Annotated in this window: 23 protein-coding genes; 14 read left to right on the plus strand and 9 right to left on the minus strand. The window is 60.1% G+C overall.

Features of this window, described 5'->3' with window-relative positions:
* Window positions 1-304: 304 nt before the first annotated feature.
* The 3 genes from HBN54_RS22725 to HBN54_RS22735 form a co-directional block, all read right to left on the minus strand.
* On the minus strand, window positions 305-823 hold the full coding sequence (locus HBN54_RS22725; RefSeq protein WP_168675539.1) for an integrase core domain-containing protein: 519 nt from the start codon (window positions 821-823) through the stop codon (window positions 305-307).
* Window positions 777-1,202 carry a helix-turn-helix domain-containing protein gene (locus HBN54_RS22730; RefSeq protein ID WP_210428157.1) on the minus strand — a complete coding sequence of 142 codons (426 nt, stop codon included), beginning with the start codon at window positions 1,200-1,202 and terminating at the stop codon, window positions 777-779. The genes HBN54_RS22725 and HBN54_RS22730 overlap by 47 nt, the downstream gene beginning before the upstream one ends.
* A 195-nt stretch (window positions 1,203-1,397) precedes the next feature.
* Window positions 1,398-1,601, minus strand: coding sequence for a DUF1493 family protein (locus HBN54_RS22735; RefSeq protein ID WP_168675541.1), 204 nt, complete (start codon window positions 1,599-1,601; stop codon window positions 1,398-1,400).
* Window positions 1,602-1,756: 155 nt separating this feature from the next.
* On the opposite strand from HBN54_RS22735, the gene HBN54_RS22740 reads away from it, so the two are divergent.
* Window positions 1,757-2,494 (plus strand): alpha/beta fold hydrolase, encoded by a 738-nt coding sequence (locus HBN54_RS22740; protein WP_168675542.1) that lies wholly within the window; start codon window positions 1,757-1,759, stop codon window positions 2,492-2,494.
* A 400-nt stretch (window positions 2,495-2,894) separates the two neighbouring features.
* Window positions 2,895-3,200, plus strand: coding sequence for an NIPSNAP family protein (locus HBN54_RS22745; protein WP_168675543.1), 306 nt, complete (start codon window positions 2,895-2,897; stop codon window positions 3,198-3,200).
* Between the two features lie 241 nt (window positions 3,201-3,441).
* On the opposite strand, the gene HBN54_RS22750 is transcribed toward HBN54_RS22745, so the two are convergent.
* Entirely contained in the window at window positions 3,442-3,879 is a 438-nt protein-coding gene (locus HBN54_RS22750; protein ID WP_168675544.1) for a hypothetical protein, read from the minus strand.
* A 355-nt stretch (window positions 3,880-4,234) separates the two neighbouring features.
* On the opposite strand from HBN54_RS22750, the gene HBN54_RS22755 reads away from it, so the two are divergent.
* Window positions 4,235-5,377, plus strand: a complete 1,143-nt coding sequence (locus HBN54_RS22755; RefSeq protein ID WP_168675545.1) for a DUF5694 domain-containing protein — start codon at window positions 4,235-4,237, stop codon at window positions 5,375-5,377.
* Window positions 5,378-5,541: 164 nt separating this feature from the next.
* Window positions 5,542-5,787: a hypothetical protein gene (locus tag HBN54_RS22760; RefSeq protein WP_168675546.1), complete on the plus strand. Its 246-nt coding sequence runs from the start codon at window positions 5,542-5,544 to the stop codon at window positions 5,785-5,787.
* Between the two features lie 231 nt (window positions 5,788-6,018).
* On the opposite strand, the gene HBN54_RS22765 is transcribed toward HBN54_RS22760, so the two are convergent.
* Window positions 6,019-6,387, minus strand: coding sequence for a hypothetical protein (locus HBN54_RS22765; RefSeq protein WP_168675547.1), 369 nt, complete (start codon window positions 6,385-6,387; stop codon window positions 6,019-6,021).
* Window positions 6,388-6,509: 122 nt separating this feature from the next.
* Here HBN54_RS22765 and HBN54_RS22770 point away from each other — a divergent pair, with 122 nt between their 5' ends.
* On the plus strand, window positions 6,510-6,950 hold the full coding sequence (locus tag HBN54_RS22770; RefSeq protein WP_168675548.1) for a hypothetical protein: 441 nt from the start codon (window positions 6,510-6,512) through the stop codon (window positions 6,948-6,950).
* Window positions 6,951-7,079: 129 nt separating this feature from the next.
* Complete coding sequence (locus tag HBN54_RS22775; RefSeq protein ID WP_168675549.1) at window positions 7,080-7,361, plus strand: hypothetical protein; 282 nt, start codon at window positions 7,080-7,082, stop codon at window positions 7,359-7,361.
* A gap of 85 nt (window positions 7,362-7,446) precedes the next feature.
* Here the strand turns inward: HBN54_RS22775 and HBN54_RS22780 are convergent, their stop codons facing one another.
* The gene (locus HBN54_RS22780) at window positions 7,447-7,902 is read right to left on the minus strand and encodes a hypothetical protein (RefSeq protein WP_168675550.1); all 456 of its coding nucleotides are present in this window, start codon (window positions 7,900-7,902) and stop codon (window positions 7,447-7,449) included.
* Between the two features lie 285 nt (window positions 7,903-8,187).
* On the opposite strand from HBN54_RS22780, the gene HBN54_RS22785 reads away from it, so the two are divergent.
* Both HBN54_RS22785 and HBN54_RS22790 read left to right on the plus strand, forming a co-directional pair.
* Window positions 8,188-8,352 carry a DUF3606 domain-containing protein gene (locus HBN54_RS22785; protein ID WP_168675551.1) on the plus strand — a complete coding sequence of 55 codons (165 nt, stop codon included), beginning with the start codon at window positions 8,188-8,190 and terminating at the stop codon, window positions 8,350-8,352.
* Window positions 8,353-8,462: 110 nt separating this feature from the next.
* A complete protein-coding gene (locus HBN54_RS22790) occupies window positions 8,463-8,837 on the plus strand; it encodes a hypothetical protein (RefSeq protein WP_168675552.1) in 375 nt (124 codons plus the stop codon).
* A gap of 69 nt (window positions 8,838-8,906) precedes the next feature.
* Here the strand turns inward: HBN54_RS22790 and HBN54_RS22795 are convergent, their stop codons facing one another.
* On the minus strand, window positions 8,907-9,374 hold the full coding sequence (locus HBN54_RS22795; RefSeq protein ID WP_168675553.1) for a hypothetical protein: 468 nt from the start codon (window positions 9,372-9,374) through the stop codon (window positions 8,907-8,909).
* Between the two features lie 179 nt (window positions 9,375-9,553).
* Here HBN54_RS22795 and HBN54_RS22800 point away from each other — a divergent pair, with 179 nt between their 5' ends.
* The 5 genes from HBN54_RS22800 (at window position 9,554) to HBN54_RS22820 (ending at window position 18,020) form a co-directional block, all read left to right on the plus strand.
* Complete coding sequence (locus HBN54_RS22800; protein ID WP_168675554.1) at window positions 9,554-10,669, plus strand: PDDEXK nuclease domain-containing protein; 1,116 nt, start codon at window positions 9,554-9,556, stop codon at window positions 10,667-10,669.
* A gap of 511 nt (window positions 10,670-11,180) precedes the next feature.
* Window positions 11,181-14,363: a SusC/RagA family TonB-linked outer membrane protein gene (locus HBN54_RS22805; protein WP_235955676.1), complete on the plus strand. Its 3,183-nt coding sequence runs from the start codon at window positions 11,181-11,183 to the stop codon at window positions 14,361-14,363.
* A 16-nt stretch (window positions 14,364-14,379) separates the two neighbouring features.
* A complete protein-coding gene (locus tag HBN54_RS22810) occupies window positions 14,380-15,828 on the plus strand; it encodes a SusD/RagB family nutrient-binding outer membrane lipoprotein (protein ID WP_168675556.1) in 1,449 nt (482 codons plus the stop codon).
* Between the two features lie 10 nt (window positions 15,829-15,838).
* Window positions 15,839-17,194 (plus strand): sodium:solute symporter family transporter, encoded by a 1,356-nt coding sequence (locus HBN54_RS22815; RefSeq protein ID WP_168675557.1) that lies wholly within the window; start codon window positions 15,839-15,841, stop codon window positions 17,192-17,194.
* A complete protein-coding gene (locus HBN54_RS22820) occupies window positions 17,187-18,020 on the plus strand; it encodes a metallophosphoesterase family protein (protein ID WP_168675558.1) in 834 nt (277 codons plus the stop codon). Before HBN54_RS22815 ends, HBN54_RS22820 begins: the two co-directional genes overlap by 8 nt.
* A 222-nt stretch (window positions 18,021-18,242) precedes the next feature.
* On the opposite strand, the gene HBN54_RS22825 is transcribed toward HBN54_RS22820, so the two are convergent.
* Complete coding sequence (locus tag HBN54_RS22825) at window positions 18,243-18,665, minus strand: hypothetical protein (protein ID WP_168675559.1); 423 nt, start codon at window positions 18,663-18,665, stop codon at window positions 18,243-18,245.
* A gap of 666 nt (window positions 18,666-19,331) precedes the next feature.
* On the opposite strand from HBN54_RS22825, the gene HBN54_RS22830 reads away from it, so the two are divergent.
* Entirely contained in the window at window positions 19,332-19,925 is a 594-nt protein-coding gene (locus HBN54_RS22830) for a Fic/DOC family protein (protein WP_168675560.1), read from the plus strand.
* On the opposite strand, the gene HBN54_RS23300 is transcribed toward HBN54_RS22830, so the two are convergent.
* Window positions 19,894-20,336 (minus strand): hypothetical protein (locus HBN54_RS23300; RefSeq protein ID WP_210428158.1); only part of this gene is annotated, 443 nt, incomplete at its 5' end. The two genes, HBN54_RS22830 and HBN54_RS23300, sit on opposite strands and share 32 nt — an antisense overlap.

Genomic DNA, 20,336 nt, shown 5'->3' on the forward strand with positions numbered 1-20,336 from the left:
ATCAGCCTCAAACGCAAGCGTAAGCAAGCGGCCTACGACAATGAGTACCTCCGGCGACTACTGCAAAATGCCTGATATTTGGTGCGGAAGCCCTATCAAACAAGTGAGCTTTACCATTCTATTTTTGCCCTGACACATCAGTAAAACAAAGCGAACGCACACTTCTACACCGGTAATGGCAACCAACTTTCGGAAGAAAAAACCAGCATGAAAAAGACAAAATTCAGCCACTACCAACCGCCCGCAAAGCTTCTAATTTCTTCAAACGCCCGCTATAACTCCCGCTCCTACTTGAATTAACAAGTTAAATTGGTATACAGCAAGTAGCGAATGTCGGATGAATTTGCCGACATCGTTGCTTGGGCGTTTGGTTATCAATTCCCTGGTGGGGCCGCTCATGATTGTACTCCATTTCCCACAGGCACAGGTAGTAGCGCCGCTCCTCGTTGTCGGCGAAGCGCCGCTGGCTGAACAGCTCGGCCTTGTCGGTGCGGTTGCTGCGCTCGATGAAGCCGTTGCGCCAGGGCTTGCCTTTGGGAATCAGGGCGTGGGCGATGCCCAGCGCCTGGCACTGCCGGTCGAAGGCCGTCAGGCGGGTGGGGTGGGCCGTGTATTTCATCGTGAAGACCATGTGGTTGTCGGTGAAGACCACCCAAAAAGGCGGCAGCCGGGCCACGGCCCGGACCAGTACCTGCGCCAACGTGGCCGATTCCTGGTTGTCGTGGATTTCGCTGTACTTGAGCCGGGTCGCCAGGTGAATCACCGATACTTTGTAGTCAAACCACTTGCCCTGCGGCAGTTTGGGCAGGAACTGCACGTCCATCTGCGCCCGGTGCCGCCCCACGGGCAGGGGCCGCGGCTTCTTTTTTTGGGCGCGTGCCCCGCGTAAGGCCATGGGCTTGCAGCAACGAAAGAACCGTGCCCCGGTGGGCGCGGGCAAAGCGCGGGCGCATGTCGTGGGCGATACGCACCGGCCCGTGGCCGGGGTGGCGGATGCGCTCAACCAGCACGGCCGCTTCGTAGTCGGGCACGGGCGAACCCGTGCCCACCGGCCGCCCCAGTGGGCGGTCCTGGCCGCCCGGGCGCGGCACCCAGCGCTGAATCGTGGTCAGGCTTACCCCGTAGCGGCGGGCCAATTGGCGGCGGCTAGCCGTGCCTTCGCGGGCGGCCAACTGTACCGCTTCCCGCTGGCGAACAGTCAACGCAGCATTTTTGTGAGTTCCCATAAAGCAAAGCCACGTGTATACCAACTTAACTTGTTAATTCAGCTAGTAATTACACCACTGCCCTTGTTTGGCCACCGCGACCAGGTGGCGCACCAGGAAGGAAAGTTTTACCAATGCGCGGCGATTGAATACGGCGCGCCACAACGTTTTGAAAATATTGGCCAAATCAGCTTAACTGATGGCGTACCGCTCGGGGTCGTATCCGCTCATGTCGACGTCAAATTCGTTCATGAAGTCCTCCATGAAGGTGTATGCGTCCAGCCCGTCGATTTGCAACTCGTCGAATATTAGCGTGTTGAGCGTTACCGAGCTGTCGCCGCCAGTACGTAGCTGCACAAAGGAGAGCACGGCCTGCTCAAGCTGGGAAGGCGTCATAATGGGTTCAAAGATTGGCTCCTATTTTTGAACGGAGCGAGTTTAGGCCACGACCGGTTGAATAAACATGAGGCGGAACCGAAGTGCTGGACCAACGAGGAGAGCCGTTTCTTACGGCGCTGCGTTTAGGGGTTACACTTTCTCCTTCTTCCGTTATGAACCTGCACTTCATTCGCCGCGGCACCGGCCGCCCCTTGCTACTGGTTCACGGCCTCGGCGGCAGCTGGCGGTCCTGGAACACCCTCCTCAACCCGCTGGCGGCCGAGCGCGACGTTATTGCCGTGGATTTGCCCGGCCACGGCGAATCCCCCAACCTCACGGGCCTCCACTCCATTGGGACCTTTGCCGATGCGCTCACGTCCTTTCTCATCCAGCATGACCTGCTCGGCATTGATGCTGTGGGCAGCTCGATGGGCGCCCGGCTGGTGCTGGAGCTGGCCCGGCGTGGCGGCGTGCTTGGCGCGGTGGTCTCGCTGGACCCGGGCGGGTTCTGGCAGGGCTGGCAGATTCCGTTTTTCTACCACTCGGTGTCCCTGTCCGGGAAGCTGGTCAAGGCCCTGCAGCCGGTGATGCCCATGCTGGCCGGTTCGGCCCTGGGGCGCACCGTGCTGCTGCCGCAGTTTTCGGCCCGGCCCTGGGCCGTGGACGCGCAGCTGGCCCGCGACGAGATGCACAGCTTTGCCCACGCGCCGGCCTTCGACGAATTGCTCGACCAGCTGGCGCACGGCGCAGTGCAGCAGCCGGCGCCCACGGGCAGCATCACCGAACCGTTGGTCATCGGCTGGGGCCGGCAGGACCGGGTGTGCCTGCCCAGCCAGGCGGCCCTGGCGCTGGAGAAATTCCCGGATGCGCGCCTGTATTGGTTCGAGCACTGCGGCCACTTTCCGCAGTGAGACCAGCCGGCCGAAGCCACGCGCCTGATTCTGGCGGCCACCAGCCGCCAGGCCTTCACCGACGCTTCCATTGCCCAGGCGAGACCGACCACGGCCGGTGCTCCGGCCGTGCCGAAGGCGGCGGCCGTGGGCGCGGCGCTGGTGCTGTTGGCCGGCGGCCTCTGGCGGTGGTCAGCGCGGCGAAAGCCGCAGGGGTAGCCCGGTGACTAACGGCGCGTAAGCAAGGTAGTGGCTCCCGCTCCTGCCCAAAAAAGCCCCGGTCCTGCGAAGGCACCGCCTAGCGACCGGTAAGCGATTCATGGCCCTGAGTGCGCCCCATGAAACCCATCCAGTTGATTTGTGCCGCGGCCCCGTTTCTTTGTGCGGCGGCGCAACCGCCTTCACCTCACGAACAGCGACGATGGTCACGGTCTACATCCGTTACGTGCTCGACCCGAGCAAACTGGCCGATTTTGAGCACTACGGCAAGTTATGGATTCCGCTGGTCGAGCGGTTCGGCGGCCAGCACCACGGGTATTTTCTGCCCGGCGAAGGCGCCAACAACATTGCGCTGGCGCTGTTTACCTTCGGCAGCTTGGCGGCGTACGAGCAGTACCGGCACCAGGCCGCCCAGGACCCGGCGTGCCAAGCCGCCTTTCGGTTCGCCGAGGACACGCGCTGCATCCTCAGCTACGAGCGCAGCTTCTTTCGCCCCGTGTTTTCCTGAGCGGCCCCGCCCGTGCGGGGGCGGCCGTGGGCGCCCGGGCCCGTCTGCGGACCAGGTTCCGGGTCCATGGGTTCGCGAACCGTTGGGAAAGCCGGCCACAAACCCGCGCACCAGTTCAATCAAGCAGACCGTTTTCTTGGACAGGTTTTGTGAAGGAAGCAGTGCTAGTATACGCTTCACCGAAAGGAACCCCCAGCGGCGGTAAGGAGCTCAGCAGGGCCTTTTTAACGTTCATCCACCCTCATCTTGTGTAGAAGGAAGTGTAGGTCGAGTAATCGTACCTCCAACCCGGTGGGTAGGGCTGCACCAGCCGTAACACCAACCGATGCGCGTCAAGGAACGCGATGGTGACGAGCACGGGGTCCCCCGGCGGCGTATCGGCCGACACGATGCGCAGGTTATCGCCTTGGCGAGTATAGGGCTGCGAAAGGGCGAAGGAACGGTCGCCGCGTTTCTGGTAGACGAGGCAGCGCTTCGCAATGAGCAGGTGTGTATGGCTGGAGGGTTTTAGCGGCAATTCTTCCCGGGCACGCAAGCGCCCTTCCTTCGTGAAGGTGGAATCGACGATGCTTTGCAGTTTCCACCGGGCCTCCAGCGGGGTAGTGGTCGGCCCCAGCCGGCGTTGGCACGCCGTCAACGCGGCCCAACTGCCTAATAAGAAACACCAGCGCTTCGTCATTTGGACGCAAGTAACGCGAACTGGCGCTTGCCCCAGCGAAATAACCCGCGAAGCAGAGGCAACGAGTCGCTTCTTGAAATGAATTGCCTCGTTTACCGTCGGACCGTTTGGCTAAACAAAAAGGGGCCTTTGATAGCCGTTGTAAGATAAGCTGTTCTCAACCGGCTCCACGTTTGGTTGCACTTTGCATGCCCTCTGCTTTCTTGGTATCTCAGATAGGAATCCCGTGCCATCTGGCCAAACCTGGACTATACTTGCGTTGATGACTCCCTTTCCTAATACTTGCGTTATTCGGCCATTATCCGGCTCGACAACACCCGCTGTAGGCGGGCCGCTCCGCGGCACACAAGCGCTCATGGGCAGATGGCTCGTTGGTGTGCTGCTCACCCTGTCGGCCTGCACGGCCGCCCAACCGGGTTCTACTTCCGTTCAACATCTGCCCACCACCCCGCCCCCGGCTTTCGACCCGGCGGTGGTCAAGTCAACGCTCGTCCTGGCGCCGACCCAGGTCATGATTTTTGGCCTCGACCATCTCGACACCGCGCCCGCTTCGTTTCAAGTCGTTTGGCTCGAACCCGTGTTGTGTCGCCTACGCGGCTATAAGCCCGACCTTATTTTAACCGAGGCCCTGTCCGGCGAACAAGTTATGGGCTTGGAGGCGTATGCGGCCTACCACGGCGATGCAGGCAAGTACGCCGGGCCGACCTTGCCGATGGCAAAAACCGCCCAAGCCGACCTGCGCCTGACGGCGGCGCAGGCACTCGTCCAAGCCACCGAATTAAGCCAACATGGCGATTTGACCCCCGCGCAACGGCGGCGCCTGGCGGGCTTATTCGTCGCCGCGGCCGAACCGTTGTCGGCCGCAGTGCAATGGCTGCGGTTGCCAGCAGCCGAGCGCATCGGGGCCGACGGCATTTCACCGGCCTTGGCCAAACAGGTTACGCTGTGGGCCAATCTGCGCAACGAAATGTCCTCCGTGGCCGCTCGGCTGGCGGCTGACCTCGGGTTGGAGCGGGTGTACGGCGCCGGGGACCACCTCAGCGACGCGGTGCAACCGGATTTCGCGGCTTTCAAAGCCGCCGTCACCGCGGAGCCCGGGCAAGTGGATTTATTTAATCATCTCACGCCGGCGTTTCAGGCCGTGCCGGAGGAAGCGCTGAAGATGGCCAGCGCCGCCGATGTGCTGCCCATCTTAAAGTGGAAGAACTCGCCCCGCTTTGGGGCGTTGGACGCCGATGCGCAGTGGCTGTCGATGCTGCGAAGCGAGAAAATGGGCCGGGTCGGACGGCAGCGCGTCGCAGCCTGGGAGGCGCAGAACCTGCGCATGGCCGTCGCCATTCGAGAAGCGACCGCCTCCCTGCCAGGGAAACGGGCCCTGTTGATTGTCGGGGCCGGGCACAAACCCTTCATCGAAGCCTATCTGCGCACGTTCACCGATGTGGAACTGGTATCCGTTCCCGCGCTGCTCGAGGCCAAACCGACTAGCTGTCCCGAATAGAAGCAACAAGTAATGACATTAGGCATATCACCGTTTAAATGAACGCAAGTTGTGCTAGGCTGACCAACGGTGGGCACGGCCATCCGTCTGGGTGTTGACCTATTTTTCTTCCATATCTTCGCCCGCCGGAAGGACGCACCTTTCTGCTTTTGCCGCCCCGCCCCATGCTCCTGCTCCAATTCTACGCCCAGCTGTTTTTCCAAGCGGCCGCGCTGTTCGCGGCGGGGCTCGCGCTGGCCTGCCTCGCGGCCCTCGCGGTGCTGGGTGGCGCCCTGCCGGGCGTGGAAATGAGCGAGCAGGTGGCCCGCGCGGCTGCGGCGTTGCACCGTAAGGCCGGCCGGCTGCTGGCTTCGGCCCGGGCCCGCAACGCCCCGGAGCCCACCGTTTCCGGGGCCGGCGACGCCGGGTAAGCCCCGGGGATTACCTCCCTCGAACAGCCGCTGCACCGGCCGGGTCGTAGCGACTTGTTGATGGTTATTTATTTTTAGAAAACCAGCAAAACAAGGCACTCAGGCTCGTTTATCCCCAGAAAAGGACTTGTTCGTCCCCCCGTTGAGGTCAGCGCGAAGGTAGCAGTAGCGCGACCAGTCGGCTGACATATTCCTCCATTAGCCAAACGAAGTACGTTCACCGCCCTACCTTTAAAGTGAACGTGTGCCCTGCCGAGTTTGCTCGTAGAGCTTGTTCCACGTAGCGTCAAAGGGGAAATCGTTTCGCGCCTCGAATTGCTCGGTCACAAAGACGCGGTCCGAGTCCGTCCACACCCCGTAGTTGCGGTCGGTGGGCGCGAACATAAAGGGCTCGTTTTGGGCGCTGAACCCTATTTCCCGCTCCGCCTGCCTCTGGTCGTTCACTTCCACCAACCAGTACGCGAGCTGTTCGTCGTGGGCATCGTAATCCAGATTGGCCCGCGGCAACACGCGCTTTAGCACCCATACGAGTGCCCGAAGGGGGAGCCCTGCTTGATTCCAGAGTTCGCGGTCTTGCTCGGGTACGTGAAGAACGGTCATCGGCTGACGGGCACAAGCACGCGAAAGGGCCAGAATAGTTGTGTTATGCGCCAGGAGTAAACTTACCCTCCTTTCAGCTATTCTGACCGTTTCGCTGAACAAAACTCACCTAGCTTTCGAGTATGTTGGACTTGCTTCCCCAAGCCTTAACGGCCGCTTACGGGTCGCTGCAGGCCCCGAATTATGCCTTCGTTACCCGTGCCTTGCGTAAGCGGCCGTACCGGGACCTAGTGGCCGCCTTAGAAAAGGTCATGGCGGTCGAGGATATTACTGATTCAAATTACGACGTGTCCTTTGAATACGTGCTGGGGGATAGCGCGTACTTGCTCCAACTCTCCATGGTGGGGCATTTTGCGGCATTGTTTCCACTCGGCACCAGCCGAAGGACGGGCGCGGCGCTGGTCCGTGCCGATTCGGCAGACGCCGAAACCGTCTTGTGCCTGTTGAAACAGCACGGTATGTACTTAGTAGACGAGCCTACGCTGTCCCTGCCCACGACGGTACTGGATACCGAGTCCGGTCAGACGCTGAGTGTTTACCAAGCTCTTTTCACCTTTTCTTAAAATGCTCCTTCAATTGAACGGAGCGCGTTCACCGTAGTACCGTTTTCTTGGACTGCTTGAAGCCGTGTTTTTTACTACTAGGCGGCTGCTGTACTTTGTGTCGTGTTCTCCTGGCCTACATCGATTGCGTTGCGCTCCCATCTGCTGGCCCTAAGCGGCAATGGGATGTTTTTCCTGTGGGCATGGCTCGGCTTCCACCATGGAAAAGGCCTGTTCTTTTTCACCACCGACGTGCTCGGGCTGATGTTCTTGCTGCCGCTGGTAGTGGTGGGCAACGCCGGCCTGTGCGTCGCGGCGTTGCTCGCTAATAACGGCCGCTGGGCGAAAGCCTTTGGCATGCTCGTGGTGTTGTCGATGAGCGGATGCATCGCCGCGTGGGTCCACGGGGCCGCAACGGGAGCAGCCTTTTAAAACGCCTTTGGCTATTCCGACCGTTTCGCTAAACCCAAATTATCCTTTTGAGCCTCTCTGCTCATCTTGTGGCTTTGCACACGCCTCAATAGCCGTTCGTATACCGCTGGTCGAGAATGGCGGCCGGTTGCTGCTGGCGGTATAGTTCGAGGGCCGCATGCAACAAATGGTAGAGTTGGGGATGCGACGCCGGCGAAGGGGACTGGACGTACAGGTTCTTCACTATTTGCGGCCCGGTCTTCACCACCACGTGCACCGAAGTGCCATCCAGCACGATACGGCCGCGGTTGGGGTCGGCCCGTTCGAGTTGCGCGGCCGGGCTCTTGTAAACGGAATCGAGGGCCTGCACAAAGGCCAGGTGCCCGGCCGTGGCCACCCGCAGGCTGTCCCAGCGATAGACCGTGTACTGCTCCTGCAAGGCCGCCAAGCGTAGCAGCGTGCTGGTTCTCTCCGCCGCGGGCAACTTGGGGGCTTGGAGCGCGGATACTAACGGCGCCAGGTGCGGGTCCTGGCGCAGGGCCGTGTGTTGGATACTGTCCAACCGCCCGAAGCGAAGGAAAATGGCGTCGGCTTGGCGCGTTAGCTCAACCCGAAAAGCAGTGCCAGTGATACCGGCGTGGGCACTAAAGTGAACCGCATAGCGCGGTGGGACACGTTGGCCGTTTCCGACCAAAGGACCTGGCAGCAGGGCCGCCAGGCAAAACAGCTTTCGGTAAATTCGCACAAGCAGGACCCTACGTTTAGGAAGAAGGCAAACCAGTAATATGAATCAAGGTACCTCATTCGTACACTCGTTTCGCTTTGCGAATTCTCGCGTATATGCCCCATGCTCGCTTCCCCTCCTGCCGACGCCGCGCGCGTCAACCTCGCTTCCACGGTGGAAGTCAATTACTGGTGCCAAACCCTGAACTGCACCGAAACGCGTTTGCGCAACGCCGTCCTGGCCGTAGGCCCATCAGCCGCCGACGTGCGGGCGTACTTGCAGCGCTAAAAACGGCCCAGCAACAGCTTCTGCCACCTCGACCGTTTGACTGAACCACCCGCATCTCACTTGCCCCAGGAAGAGTGGAGCGGTTCATACTTTTTCACAACATGTTCCCTATGCGCAAAACGCTCGCTTTGGCCTTCTCACTGCTGTTCTTCCTCCCAGCACTGCCCTCTAGTGCACAGGAGGTGACTCCTTCTATTTCGAGCCCGCCCATCGTATATCAATACTGCATTCTGGTGGTAGATGCGGGCTTTTTCAACACTTCAGAAGTAGGATTAGAGTTTGGACAAAGCGCTCAACCACCTGTCAAGGATGCCGAACTTCTCCAGGACCAGAACAATATCCGTCAGATGCATTCCATCGTGGCCGCCCTCAATTACATGAGTGGTCGCGGCTGGGAGTTTTTAGAAACCCGCACTACTCCAACGAGCATTGGCTCATACGTCGGCTACCTGTTGCGGCGCCCTCAACGACCTATAGCCAAGTAGGAGATAAAAGCTCGTTTTGCCATTCAGACCCTTTGACTGAACTACAACATCGAGCGAAAAGTCGTTGGTTTATTGTCCTGTCTTGGGGTCCTCTAGCAACCGGTGATTGACAAGGTGGTAGGTGAAGGTTTGGTAATTAATTCCCGGGAGCGGTCGGTCGCCGTAGCGCTCGGAAAGCAAGGCGTTTAATGCTTCTTGGGCCTTGACCGGGTTTGGGTTCTGCACGCGGTAATACGCGGGGAGTGGCTGGCCTATGAAGAAGAGGTTGAATCCCTGCAAGGTGTCGTGCCCCACCACGGGAACTTGCTGCGCGTCGGGATAGGAGGTCGCCACTAAAATCGTCACCGTATCTCGGTGCTCCGACACTTTTATGCTCAGCACTTTTTCGGTGTCGCGTTGGCCCGCAGGCGAGTGGATATAGGCTAGAATTTTTTCCTTTAGCAGTGGCTCGCGGTATTCAATGCTCGCTTGCTCGGCTGCACGGCCTGTGCAGGCGACGCTTAGAACGAGCAGGCAGGGAAGGAAGCGGGTGACCATGGGCACAAGTACTGATTATAGGCAAAATAACGAGCAAACGCTCGTTTCGGTGAACGGAGCGCGTTTAGAGCGGTGCCCTTTGCGTGAACGATAGCCAGGACTAATTTTCCGGTAGAAGAACCGTTTTTTGTGGTTGCCGGGCGCGCGGCAGACCCATTGGCCCAGCGTAACTTGCCCCGATGGAGGAGAACACGCTTTCGCTGCTGGCGGAACAGATTGGGCAGCTACACGCACAAACGCAGCGGGCGGCCGCGCAACAGGTCAACTATTGGCTGACGGTCCGCAACTGGCTTATCGGCTGGCACATTGCCGAGTACGAACAGGGCGGCAGCGACCGGGCCGAGTACGGCGAGCAGCTGCTCCCGGAGCTGGCGCGGCAACTGCACGGCGTCAAGGGGCTGGCCGAACGGCGGCTTTACCAATGCCGCGAGTTTTACCGGGCCTACCCCCTGATTTTGCAGACCGTGTCTGCGGAATTGTATCGAGCGGGTTTAGTGGATGCAGCGAAGCCTTTCCCACGGGTCGCGCCGCCCTTGGCGGGCGAGCAGCAAGCCCTGCCAGGCCTGGCGCCAGAGGTACTGCTGAGCCGGCTGAGCTTCTCGCATTTTCTGGAATTACTGGCCCTGGACCGACCAGTGCAGCGGGCTTTTTACGAGGTGCACGCAGTGAAAAACAGCTGGTCGGTGCGAGAGTTGAAGCGGGCAATTAATTCCGCCCTGTACGAGCGCACCGGGCTCTCCACCGATAAGGCGGCGGTGCTGGCCGGGCACGTTGGCACGCAGTCGCTGGCGGTGGCCGATGTGGTGAAAAACCCGTACGTGTTGGAATTCCTCGGGCTGGAAGAGCGGGCCAGCTACAGCGAGAGCGACTTGGAAACGGCGATTATTGCGCACCTACAGACGTTTCTCGTGGAGCTGGGGCGGGGCTTCTGTTTCGAGGCCCGGCAAAAGCGCATCACCTTTGACAACGAGCATTACTTCATCGACCTGGTGTTTTACCACCGCATCCTGAAGTGCCACGTGCTGGTGGACTTGAAAATCGGGGCCTTCAGCCACGCCGACGCGGGGCAGATGAACGTGTACCTCAATTACTACCGGGAGCAAGAAATGACTGCGGGCGACAACCCGCCGGTGGGGCTCATTCTGTGCGCGCAGAAAAACGACACACTCGTGCGCTATGCCACCACGGGCCTGGCCGAGCAACTGTTTGTCAGCAAATACCAGATGAACCTGCCGTCGGAAGAAGAGTTGCAGCAGTTGGTGCGGGAGGAGCAAGAGCGCTTAGGCAACAACTAACGGTAGCCGTTCGCAGGTTCAATCGGGCGCATCGACGCTCCCAATCCATCATTTCTCCCACTTTAGCGATTCGGACCGTTTTTGTGAACAGGACTTGTTGCGACTTAGAAGCAACTACCCCTGCCAGGGTGCACCTGCGGTCAAGGGCGCCGCGCTGCCCGGAGATGGCCCGCCACCGATGCCCCGGTGTTCGGGGGCCGGTCCGCATCTTCCGGCCACGCCCGGGCGTCGGGCGCCCACCGCCGTTGCCGTTGGCTTAGCTTTGTAGGCTTTTCTGGCGGTGTTGGATAGCGCGACGTGCCGCCGCCGTGCGGGCGCTGCCGTGGAGTATTTGTCCCATCGCTGCGTGCGAAATTCCAGCCCGGAAAATACCCTATCACACCCTGGGACGATACCCCTAATGCATCTCCTGCATCCACTTCCCCCTCCTATTTCGTAGCTCGCCAAAATTTCTTTCCTCGAATACTTCTTATAAATGCGACCAATCCTACTATTCATTGCTTTTCTTGCGTTGCTCTCCATATCTGCCGTTGCCCAGAAACTCACCGGGCAGGTGGTAGACAATTCCTCGTCGCAACCAATTCCGGGGGCCACCGTGCAGGTAAAGCGCACGCAGGCAGGTACGCTCACCAATGCCGCGGGCACGTTCACGCTGACCAATCTCCAGCCCGCCGACATCCTGGTTGTTAAGTCCCTGGGCTTCAAATCGCAGGAAGTCCAGTACACGGGCCAAACCAACCTGACGGTTGAGCTGGTGGCGGGCCTTGCCCTCAATGAGGTTGTGGTGACGGCGCTGGGGCTGGAGCGCAATGCCCAGAGCCTGGGCTACGCGGTGCAGAAGGTCGACGGCCGACAGGTGAGCGAGGTAAAGGCGGCCAACTTCCTCGACAATCTGGCGGGCAAGGTAGCGGGCGTCATGGTCACGTCCGGCTCAACGGGGGTGGGGGCGTCGTCGCGCATTGTCATCCGGGGCGAGTCGTCCTTCACCAACAACAATCCCCTGTTTGTGGTCGACGGCATTATTATCAACAACGCCACGGTGGTCAACCGGGTCGACGACGATGCCAACGGCTTTCAGGAAATCGATTTCGGCAACGGGGCGGGGGAAATTAACCCCGACGACGTGGCGTCGGTGTCGGTGCTGAAAGGGCCCAGCGCGGCCGCCCTTTACGGCACCCGGGCGGCCAACGGGGTCATCCTGATTACGACCAAAGACGGTTCGTCGGCGGGCAAAGGCATTGGCGTGAGCTTCAACAGCACCTTTTATGCCGAGCAGCCATTTCAGCTGCCCCAGTTTCAGAACAGCTACGGGCAAGGCAACAGCGGGGCGTTCAAGTACGGCGACGGCCTGGGCGGGGGTGTCAACGACAATATTTCGTACAGCTACGGCCCGAGGCTGGATGCGGGCGTGCTGACGCCGCAGTACGACAGCCCCGTCACCCTGCCCAACGGCCAAGTGGTGCGCGGCGCCGATACGAAGCTCTACAGCGGACTGCCCATCACCCCGACGCCGTTTGTGTCGCACCCCAACAACCTGAAGGATTTTTACCAGACGGGGCACACGGCCATCAACAACTTGGCGGTTTCGGGCGATTACGACAAAGGCAGCTACCGGCTTTCCTACACGGACCTCAACAGCCAGTCGATTATTCCGGGCGTGGACCTCAAGCGCAAAACCCTGGCCGCCCGGCTGCAGTTTGACCCGACCCGGCGGCTGAAAATCAGTTCCTCGATTAACTACATCAACAGTGCCAGCGACAACCGCCCCGCGACCAAGTACGGCTCGGAAAACACCAACTACGCCCTGAGTGCCTGGCTGGGCCGGCAAACCGATGTCAACCCCATGAAGAACTACTGGCAGCCGGGGCTGGAGGGTATTCAGCAGTTTTCTTATAACTACACCTACTTCGACAACCCGTATTTTACGCTCTACGAAAACCGGAATTCGTTTAACCGCGACCGGCTCATCGGCAATCTGGCCCTAACGGGCGAACTGGCCAACAACCTGACGCTGATGGTGCGCAGCAGCATGGACTACTCCAATGAGAACCGCCAGTTTCGCCGGGCCTTCAGCAGCAACCGCTTCAAGAGCGGCGCGTACGCCGAGAACGCCGTTTTCTTCCGGGAAATCAACACCGACTTCCTGCTGAACTACGCCCGCAGCCTGGGTTCGCTGACGCTCGACGTATCGGCCGGGGGCAACCGCCTGGACCAGGCGACCTCGTTCGACCAATACCAGGCCCTGACGCTGGCACAGCCGGGCGTGTTCAAACTCAACAACGCCGCCTCGCCGGTGCAGGTCTACCAGCAGAGTGGCCGCAAGCGCATCAACAGCCTGTATGCCCTGGCCAAGCTGGGATATAAAAACGTGTTGTTTGTCGATATCACCGGACGCAATGACTGGTCGAGCTCCCTGGCTACGCCCACGTCCACGGCCAATACGGCCTTCTTCTACCCGTCGGCATCGGCCAGCTGGGTGCTATCGAACCAGTTCCAGCTGCCCGCGGCCGTGTCCTTCGCCAAAGTGCGGGCCAGCGCCGCCAACGTCGGCAACGACACGAGTCCCTATCAGACGGCGGGAGTATTCAACGCGCGGAACCCGGTTTTTTCGCAGCCTGCGTTCAGTGACCAGAGCACTATTGCCAATACCAACCTGAAACCGGAGTCCATCACCTCGCTGGAAGTAGGGGCGGATGTCCGCTTCTTCCACGACCGGCTGGGTTTCGACCTGACGTATTATGATTCCCGCACCAGCAACCAGATTCTGTCCGTACCCATTGCCAACTCGACGGGCTACAGCGAACGGGTCATCAACGGGGGTAAAGTGCGGTCACGGGGTATCGAGGCGGTGGTGAACGCCACGCCCATCCAGACGAACCGCTTCCGGTGGAATACGAACCTGAATTTCAGCTTGAATCGGACCACCGTGGTTTCCCTGCCCGACGAAGTGGGAACCCTGACGCTGGGCTACAACCGCATCTACGACAACGTGAACCAGACGGTCTGGTACCAGGTGCGGCAGGGCGACCGCCTGGGCTCTATGTGGGGCACGGGCTACCTGCGCAGCCCGCAGGGAGACTTCATTGTGGGCAGCAACGGGCAGTACATTGCCGACAACACCCTGAAGAAGCTGGGCAACTACAACCCCGACTTCATGGTGGGGCTGTCGAACCAGTTCAGCGTCGGCAATTTTAATCTCGGCTTTCTGCTTGACTGGCGGCAGGGCGGCATTCTGGTGTCGCGCACGCTGGCCCTGGCCGGCGTGGCGGGTCAGCTGATTGAAACGGCCGACCGGCCCGACGCGGGCATCGTGGCCAAAGGCGTGGTGAATACCGGCACCCCCGAAAACCCGAACTACCAGCCCAACACCAAAGCCATTCCGGCCGAAACCTACTACCGGATGTACTATGACCGCAACAACGAGGAAAACAGCACTTACAACGCCTCGTATGTCAAGCTGCGGGAAGTGACCCTCGGGTTCACGGTGCCCCAGGCGGCCTGGGTGACCAAAAAGCTGCGTACCCAGCAGCTGACCGTGGCCCTGGTGGGCCGGAACCTGCTGGCCCTGTCGCACATCCCGCACTTCGACCCCGAGCAGACCTCGTTCCAGCAAAACCAACTGCAGACCGGCGTCGAGGACATGAGCTACCCCACCTCCCGCAACCTGGGCTTGAAACTGAGCGCGAACTTTTAAGCCCCACCACCAGCATATGAAACGGAAAATCTATAGCATCCTCCTGCTGAGCTTACTAGCTGGCTTTCTGCCCGGCTGTAAGGACGGCTTCGAGGACATCAACACGAACCCCAACGCGCCGGTCGACGTGCAACCGTCGCTGCTGCTGCGCAAAACTACCTTCGACTACGGCGAACAGATGTCGTACGAAGCCTTCGTGGCGGGCAACCTGCTGGGGCAGTACTTCACGGCCATCGACTTCAACCTGTTCGACCGGCACAGCCTGAGCGAACCACAATACGGCGGCAACCCCTGGCCGTTTATGTACAGCAACCTGCGTGACAACGAGATTCTGCTGCAAAAAGCGCGCGCGAATGCGGCGTTCGGGGTGTACGAAGGCCCGGCCCTGATTATGAAAGCCTACATCGCCGCCGAGCTGACGGACTTGTACGGCGACGTTCCCTACAGCCAGGCGCTGCAGGGCAAAGCGGGGGTGGTTACGCCGGCCTACGACACGCAGGAATCCATCTACACGGCACCCGGCGGCATCCTCGACAACCTCGACAAGGGCATTGCCTCCATCAACAATTACAAAGGTCCTACGGCCCTCGACGGTGATGTTATCTACGGTGGCAACCGCAGCAAATGGATAAAGTTTGCCAATTCCCTTAAAATCAAGAGCTTGATGCGCATATCAGGCAAGGTAAACGTGCAGGTTGCCCTGCAAAAAGTCGTGACCGAAGACAACTTCATCAAGACGAATGCGGACAATGCCGTCTACCGGTTCTCGCTGACCCAGCCCAACAATTTCCGCATGGCGACCGCCCGGGTCGGTGATTTCAACCTGTTCATCATGTCCAAAACCAGCGAGGAGCTGCTGACGGGGCTGAGCGACCCCCGGATAGCGACGTATTTCCGGCCAACGGCGGCCAAGCCGGGTACCTATAAAGGCCTGTTGAACGGCCCGGATGCCTCCAAGCTCTCCATCTCGCTGGCCGATTATTCGCTTACGGGGACCATCTTCCGGGAAAACTCGGACCGTTTATCTGCCAACTACATGACCGCGGGCGAAACCAGTTTCTGGCTGGCCGAAGCCGCTCAGCGGGGGCTGACAGCCGCCTCGGCGCGGACCTTGTATGAGCAGGGCATCACCCAGTCGTTCGACTACTGGGGAACGGCGCTGCCCGCCACTTACCTCGCCAGCAGCCAGGTGGCCTACGGTCTGAATGGCCAGAACCCCATCGAGCAGATACTGACGCAGAAATGGCTGGGCAACATCAACCACGCCTACGAGGGCTGGACCGAGTACCGCCGGACGGGTTTTCCCCGCCTGAAAACGGTTTCGGCCAGCCTCAACAATGGGTTGATTCCCAAGCGAATGCCTTACCCTGGCACGGAGAGTGCGCTGAACGCGGTGCAGTACCAAAAAGCGGCCGCCAATACCCAAAATAACAGCATCAACGTTCCCGTCTGGTGGGCCCGCTGATTACCCCCGTATGAGTACAACCTTGTTGCAGTGGGCGTTAGTCCTGGCGTCCAGCGTCACGCTGTTTTTCGTGTCGCCGCTGTCCCGGACCGCAGCCGAATTTTTCCGAGGGGCCCGCCAAGAGCGCACCCCCAATACGGTGTTTCTGACGAGTAGTCTGGTTATCTCTTGGCTGTTTGCCAAGTCGATTACCAACGCCGCCAACCTGGGCCAAAGCTTCGGGTTGGTGGGGGGCGTAGCCTACGCGGGGTATTACCTGTCATTTTTGGTGGCCGGTTTTGTCATCGTCTCCATGCGCAACAAAGGGGGCTACCGCAGCATCCACCATTTTCTGGAATCGAAATACGGCGCGGGGGCGGTGGTCGTCTTTACCTTCCTGATTATCATTCGGCTGTACAACGAAATCTGGTCCAACACCATCGTCATCGGCTCTTATTTTGGCGGCCAGGGCACGAGCAGTTACTACGTCGCCATTGTGGTATTCACTCTGCTCACGCTGGCCTACACGCTCAAGGGCGGCATGAGCAGCTCGATTATGACCGACGTGATTCAGCTGTCGCTATTCGTGGTGTTGCTCACGGTGATTCTCGGCTTCATTCTGCCGCACTATGGGGGTAGCCTGAAGCCCTTTCTAAGCAGCGGGGAATGGACACTTGGGCAAGGCGTCGATTTGCTGCTGGTGGCGTTGGTGCAGTGTTTCAGCTACCCGTTTCACGACCCGGTGCTCACCGACCGGGGGTTTATCTCCGATACGCGCACGACGCTGAAGTCCTACCTCTGGGCGGGTGCTATCGGCGCGGGCTGCATCATTTTTTTCAGCTTCGTGGGCATCTTCGCCAAGCTCAACGCCCTGACGGGCGAAGCCCCGGTAGCCGTGGCGCGGTATTTCGGGGTGCCGATGCTGCTGCTGCTGAACCTCATCATGGTGACCTCCGCCTCGTCGACCCTCGATTCGGCCATGGCTTCGTTCTCCAAACTGGTCAGCATTGACCTGAGCAAGGCGGCCGTGCCCAGCGTATCGCGCGGCCGGTGGGCCATGGTGGTATTGACGGTGCTGGGCACCATTCCGGTGTTTTTCAACCCCGCCATTCTGTCGGCCACCACCATCAGCGGCACGCTGGTGCTAGGGCTGGCCCCTGTGTTTTTGTTCTGGCATGTGCCCGTGCCGCGCCTGGCCTTTCACCTGTCGGTGGTGGGGGGGCTGGTGCTGGGCGGCTTGCTGACCTTTTTCCCCCTGCCCGATGCTCTTCATCTGGGCAACGGCAAATACGGGGCGCTGCTCAGCACAAACCTGATTACGTCGGCTTTCTGTTTCGGAGTATTCGGGCTCTGTGTTCTTCTCCGAAAAAAGACCCATCATGCATAGCCCACTCCCCCAAGACCTCGGTCCGCGAAGCGGCCGGCTGCTCGTTTTCGGGGGGCCTTACTCGAACCTCCAGGCCCTGGAGGCGCTCAAGACCATTGCCGACCAGCTGCAGATTCCCGCGGGCAACGTCATCTGCACCGGCGACATCGTGGGCTACTGCGCCCAACCCGAAGCAGCGGTGCAGTTTGTGAAAGACTGGGGGGTGCACGCCATTCAGGGCAATGTCGAACAGAATATCATCCGGGGCGAGGACGACTGCGGCTGCAACTTCGCCGAGGGCAGCCGGTGTGACTTGTTGTCCCGCGCCTGGTTTCCCTACGCGGTGCGGAGCCTGTCGGCCGGCGCGGTGGCCTGGCTGAGCACCCTGCCGCTCCAGCTGGCTTTCCGGTATGCGGGCAAGTCGGTCGCCGTGCTGCACGGGGCGGCCACTGGCATCGCCGATTTTGTGTTCTCTTCCACACCCTGGCCGGTGAAAGAAGTCAGCTTTGCCACGACCGGGGCCGAGGTGGTCCTGGCCGGCCACGCCGGACTGCCCTTTGTCGATGCGCGGGCGGGGCAATGCTGGCTCAACGCGGGTGTGATTGGAATGCCCGCCAACGATGGCACCCCGCGGGTATGGTACCTGCTGCTCGATGATACCAATGGCCGGTTTAGCTACACCTTTCACGCCTTTACCTACGACACCGGCAGGGCGCATCAGCTAATGCGGGCGAATGGGCTCCCCGATTCCTATGCGCACACGCTCCTAACGGGCATCTGGGATAACTGCGAAATTTTGCCAGCGGCAGAGAAGGCTTTACAGGGCCAAGCCATTACGCTGCATTAAGAAGCTGACGAACCAAAAGGCTCCTTTGACTGAAATGCGGGCGATTTCTGCCCGTTTGGCGGGCCGACGCCGGCGGGCACCCGCGCGGCTCATATACGGGCGCTTGTATATTGGCCGAGCGGGTGCCGGCTCGGTTGAATATACGAGCGCCCGTATATGAGCTGCGCCGGCACCCGCTGTTTGGACCCTTTTCTTGAACGGCTGGACGAGGCAGACAGGCCCTCAATCGTAGTTGATGGTGATGCCGCTGCTGGCGCTTTTCTCGTCGTAATCCGCGGTGATGGTACCCCAGGGAAAACGCCCTTCCCGGCCCACCTCCGCGCGCACCCAGGCCTTTAACTCCTCGGCGCGCTGCCGTTCGGCGCGTTCCGACCAGTCGGCCCAGCTTCCCAACAAAGCAGTGCGCGTGCGCGACACGCCCAGCGAAACCATCCTCAAGCGATTCTCATAAAAGTAGAAATGGAAATGAAACCAGTCCGGGCCCAGGTGTACATTTCTGGCTACTAACCATTTCCAGCCATTGCCCATGTCGCGCACTTCGTTCGTTCCTCCTGGAACCACGGCGCGGACCGTTTCCATCGAATCGCCGGCACGGACGGACGCGGTCGGGGCTAAAAGCAAGTGGCCGCTTCGTCGGTCAATCATGGGCGAGGTGTTTGACACCAAAGAAAAGCGCCTCTTGCTGTTCGGACCGTTTTCCTGAACGGCGACTCAACTGGTTTTTTTGGCATAAGGTCACAGGTACTTTTGATGCAGGGTGCAGTAGAAATGAGACCTACAGGCATCTGAAACCAGGCACCCCGCTAATTTTACCTCGCCCCGTCTGGCCCTTCGGCCCACCTCGCTATCCGAAATCAGGCCGTATAGAACGGGAATCAGGTGGTCTTGATGTCCGGCTACGCAGGCCGGGGCCTGGCCTTGAGGAGCGTAAGGGCAGGGCTGCGCTTGGCGTGCCGCTTTAGCCACGTTATAGGCTGTTAGCATCCGACAGAAAGCCCCGAAAGCGCTCGTGTCCACCACCGCTTCGGTGCCCGGAGCGGGCATGGATTGCGCCAGGGCCGCATAGGGCCCGAACAGCATCCCCCAGATGACCAAAAAATTTCTCATGCCGATGTAAAAGAATGCTCCTTAAACTGAACTATCTGTCCGAATATAGCAAGTGTAAGATGGCCGTGAGCCTATTGTGAGCCCATTGCATGCAGTGGTTTTGTGCGCAAAATGTGCTTAGGAGGGCCTTGGTGCTTGTTTTGCGTCCCCGTGCGTCGGCGCCGTGAGCCTTTTGCGAGCCCTTCATCGGTTACTTTTGCGGGCATGGGGCATTACACCGACGCACCGGAGGACAACTTGCTCGGCCTAACCGACAAGGCCGCTTTGAATGAACAGGAAGCGCTGGGTGTGGCCCGCGTCGAACGGTATTTGCTCGAAGAGTTCGACTACCCGGTGGACCTCTCGGTCGGGCTTTTGCAGGACCTGCACCGGCGCGCCTTCGGCCACCTGTACGACTGGGCCGGGCACTGGCGTACGCAGGTGCCCAACGTGGGCGCATACCTGCCGCCCCCGGCCAACCGTGTGCCGCAACTGCTCTACGAATTCATCGACGAACTACGCCACCGGCAGGCCCTGCTGCTCCAGGTGCCCGCCGCAGAGCAGGTGGCCGCCTTGTTAGCCTACGCGCACCACCGGCTGGTGGCCATTCACCCCTACACAAACGGCAACGGCCGGACCGCGCGCTTATTTACCAACCTACTGGCCTACAATTACGGCTATGCAGACGTGGTCTTGTACCACCGCGAAAACGGCACCAGCCGAACGGAGTATTTACAGGCCATTCGGCAAGCCGATGCCTATGACCTTGCGCCCTTGCAGACGCTCATCAGCGCCCAGTTGCGCCCGCTGGAAGCATAGGACCTGTCTGCTCATAGAGGGCCTCTAAGCGGTCCAGCGAGACAGTTTGGTTCTCCAGCGCCATCGAGGCGTACACCGAGCGCACGACCATGGCCTTGACCACGGCGGGGTCCTGCAACTGGCGGAAGCGGTCACGGAGTTTCATAGCAAAGGAGAAAGGGTCCCAGTAGAAGTCCAAAGGTACGGGCGAAGTTCCGCTGTAACGCGTTCGCCCATCCAGGCGGCTACTCGCCGCACCGAGTGCGTTCAGGCGCGGGCCCCAGCAACCGGGCTGGGCAAAGGCTCCTATTTTTGAACGGGCCGTGTTCACCGACCCACCCTTTTCTTGAACGAGTTGGGCGATGATAAAAGGGTAAATGAACGAAAGCAGGCCGTTCCCATTGGAGTGGCCTGCTTTGGTTTGTTGCCGCA

Source organism: Hymenobacter artigasi (genome assembly GCF_012275535.1).
GTDB lineage: Bacteria > Bacteroidota > Bacteroidia > Cytophagales > Hymenobacteraceae > Hymenobacter > Hymenobacter artigasi.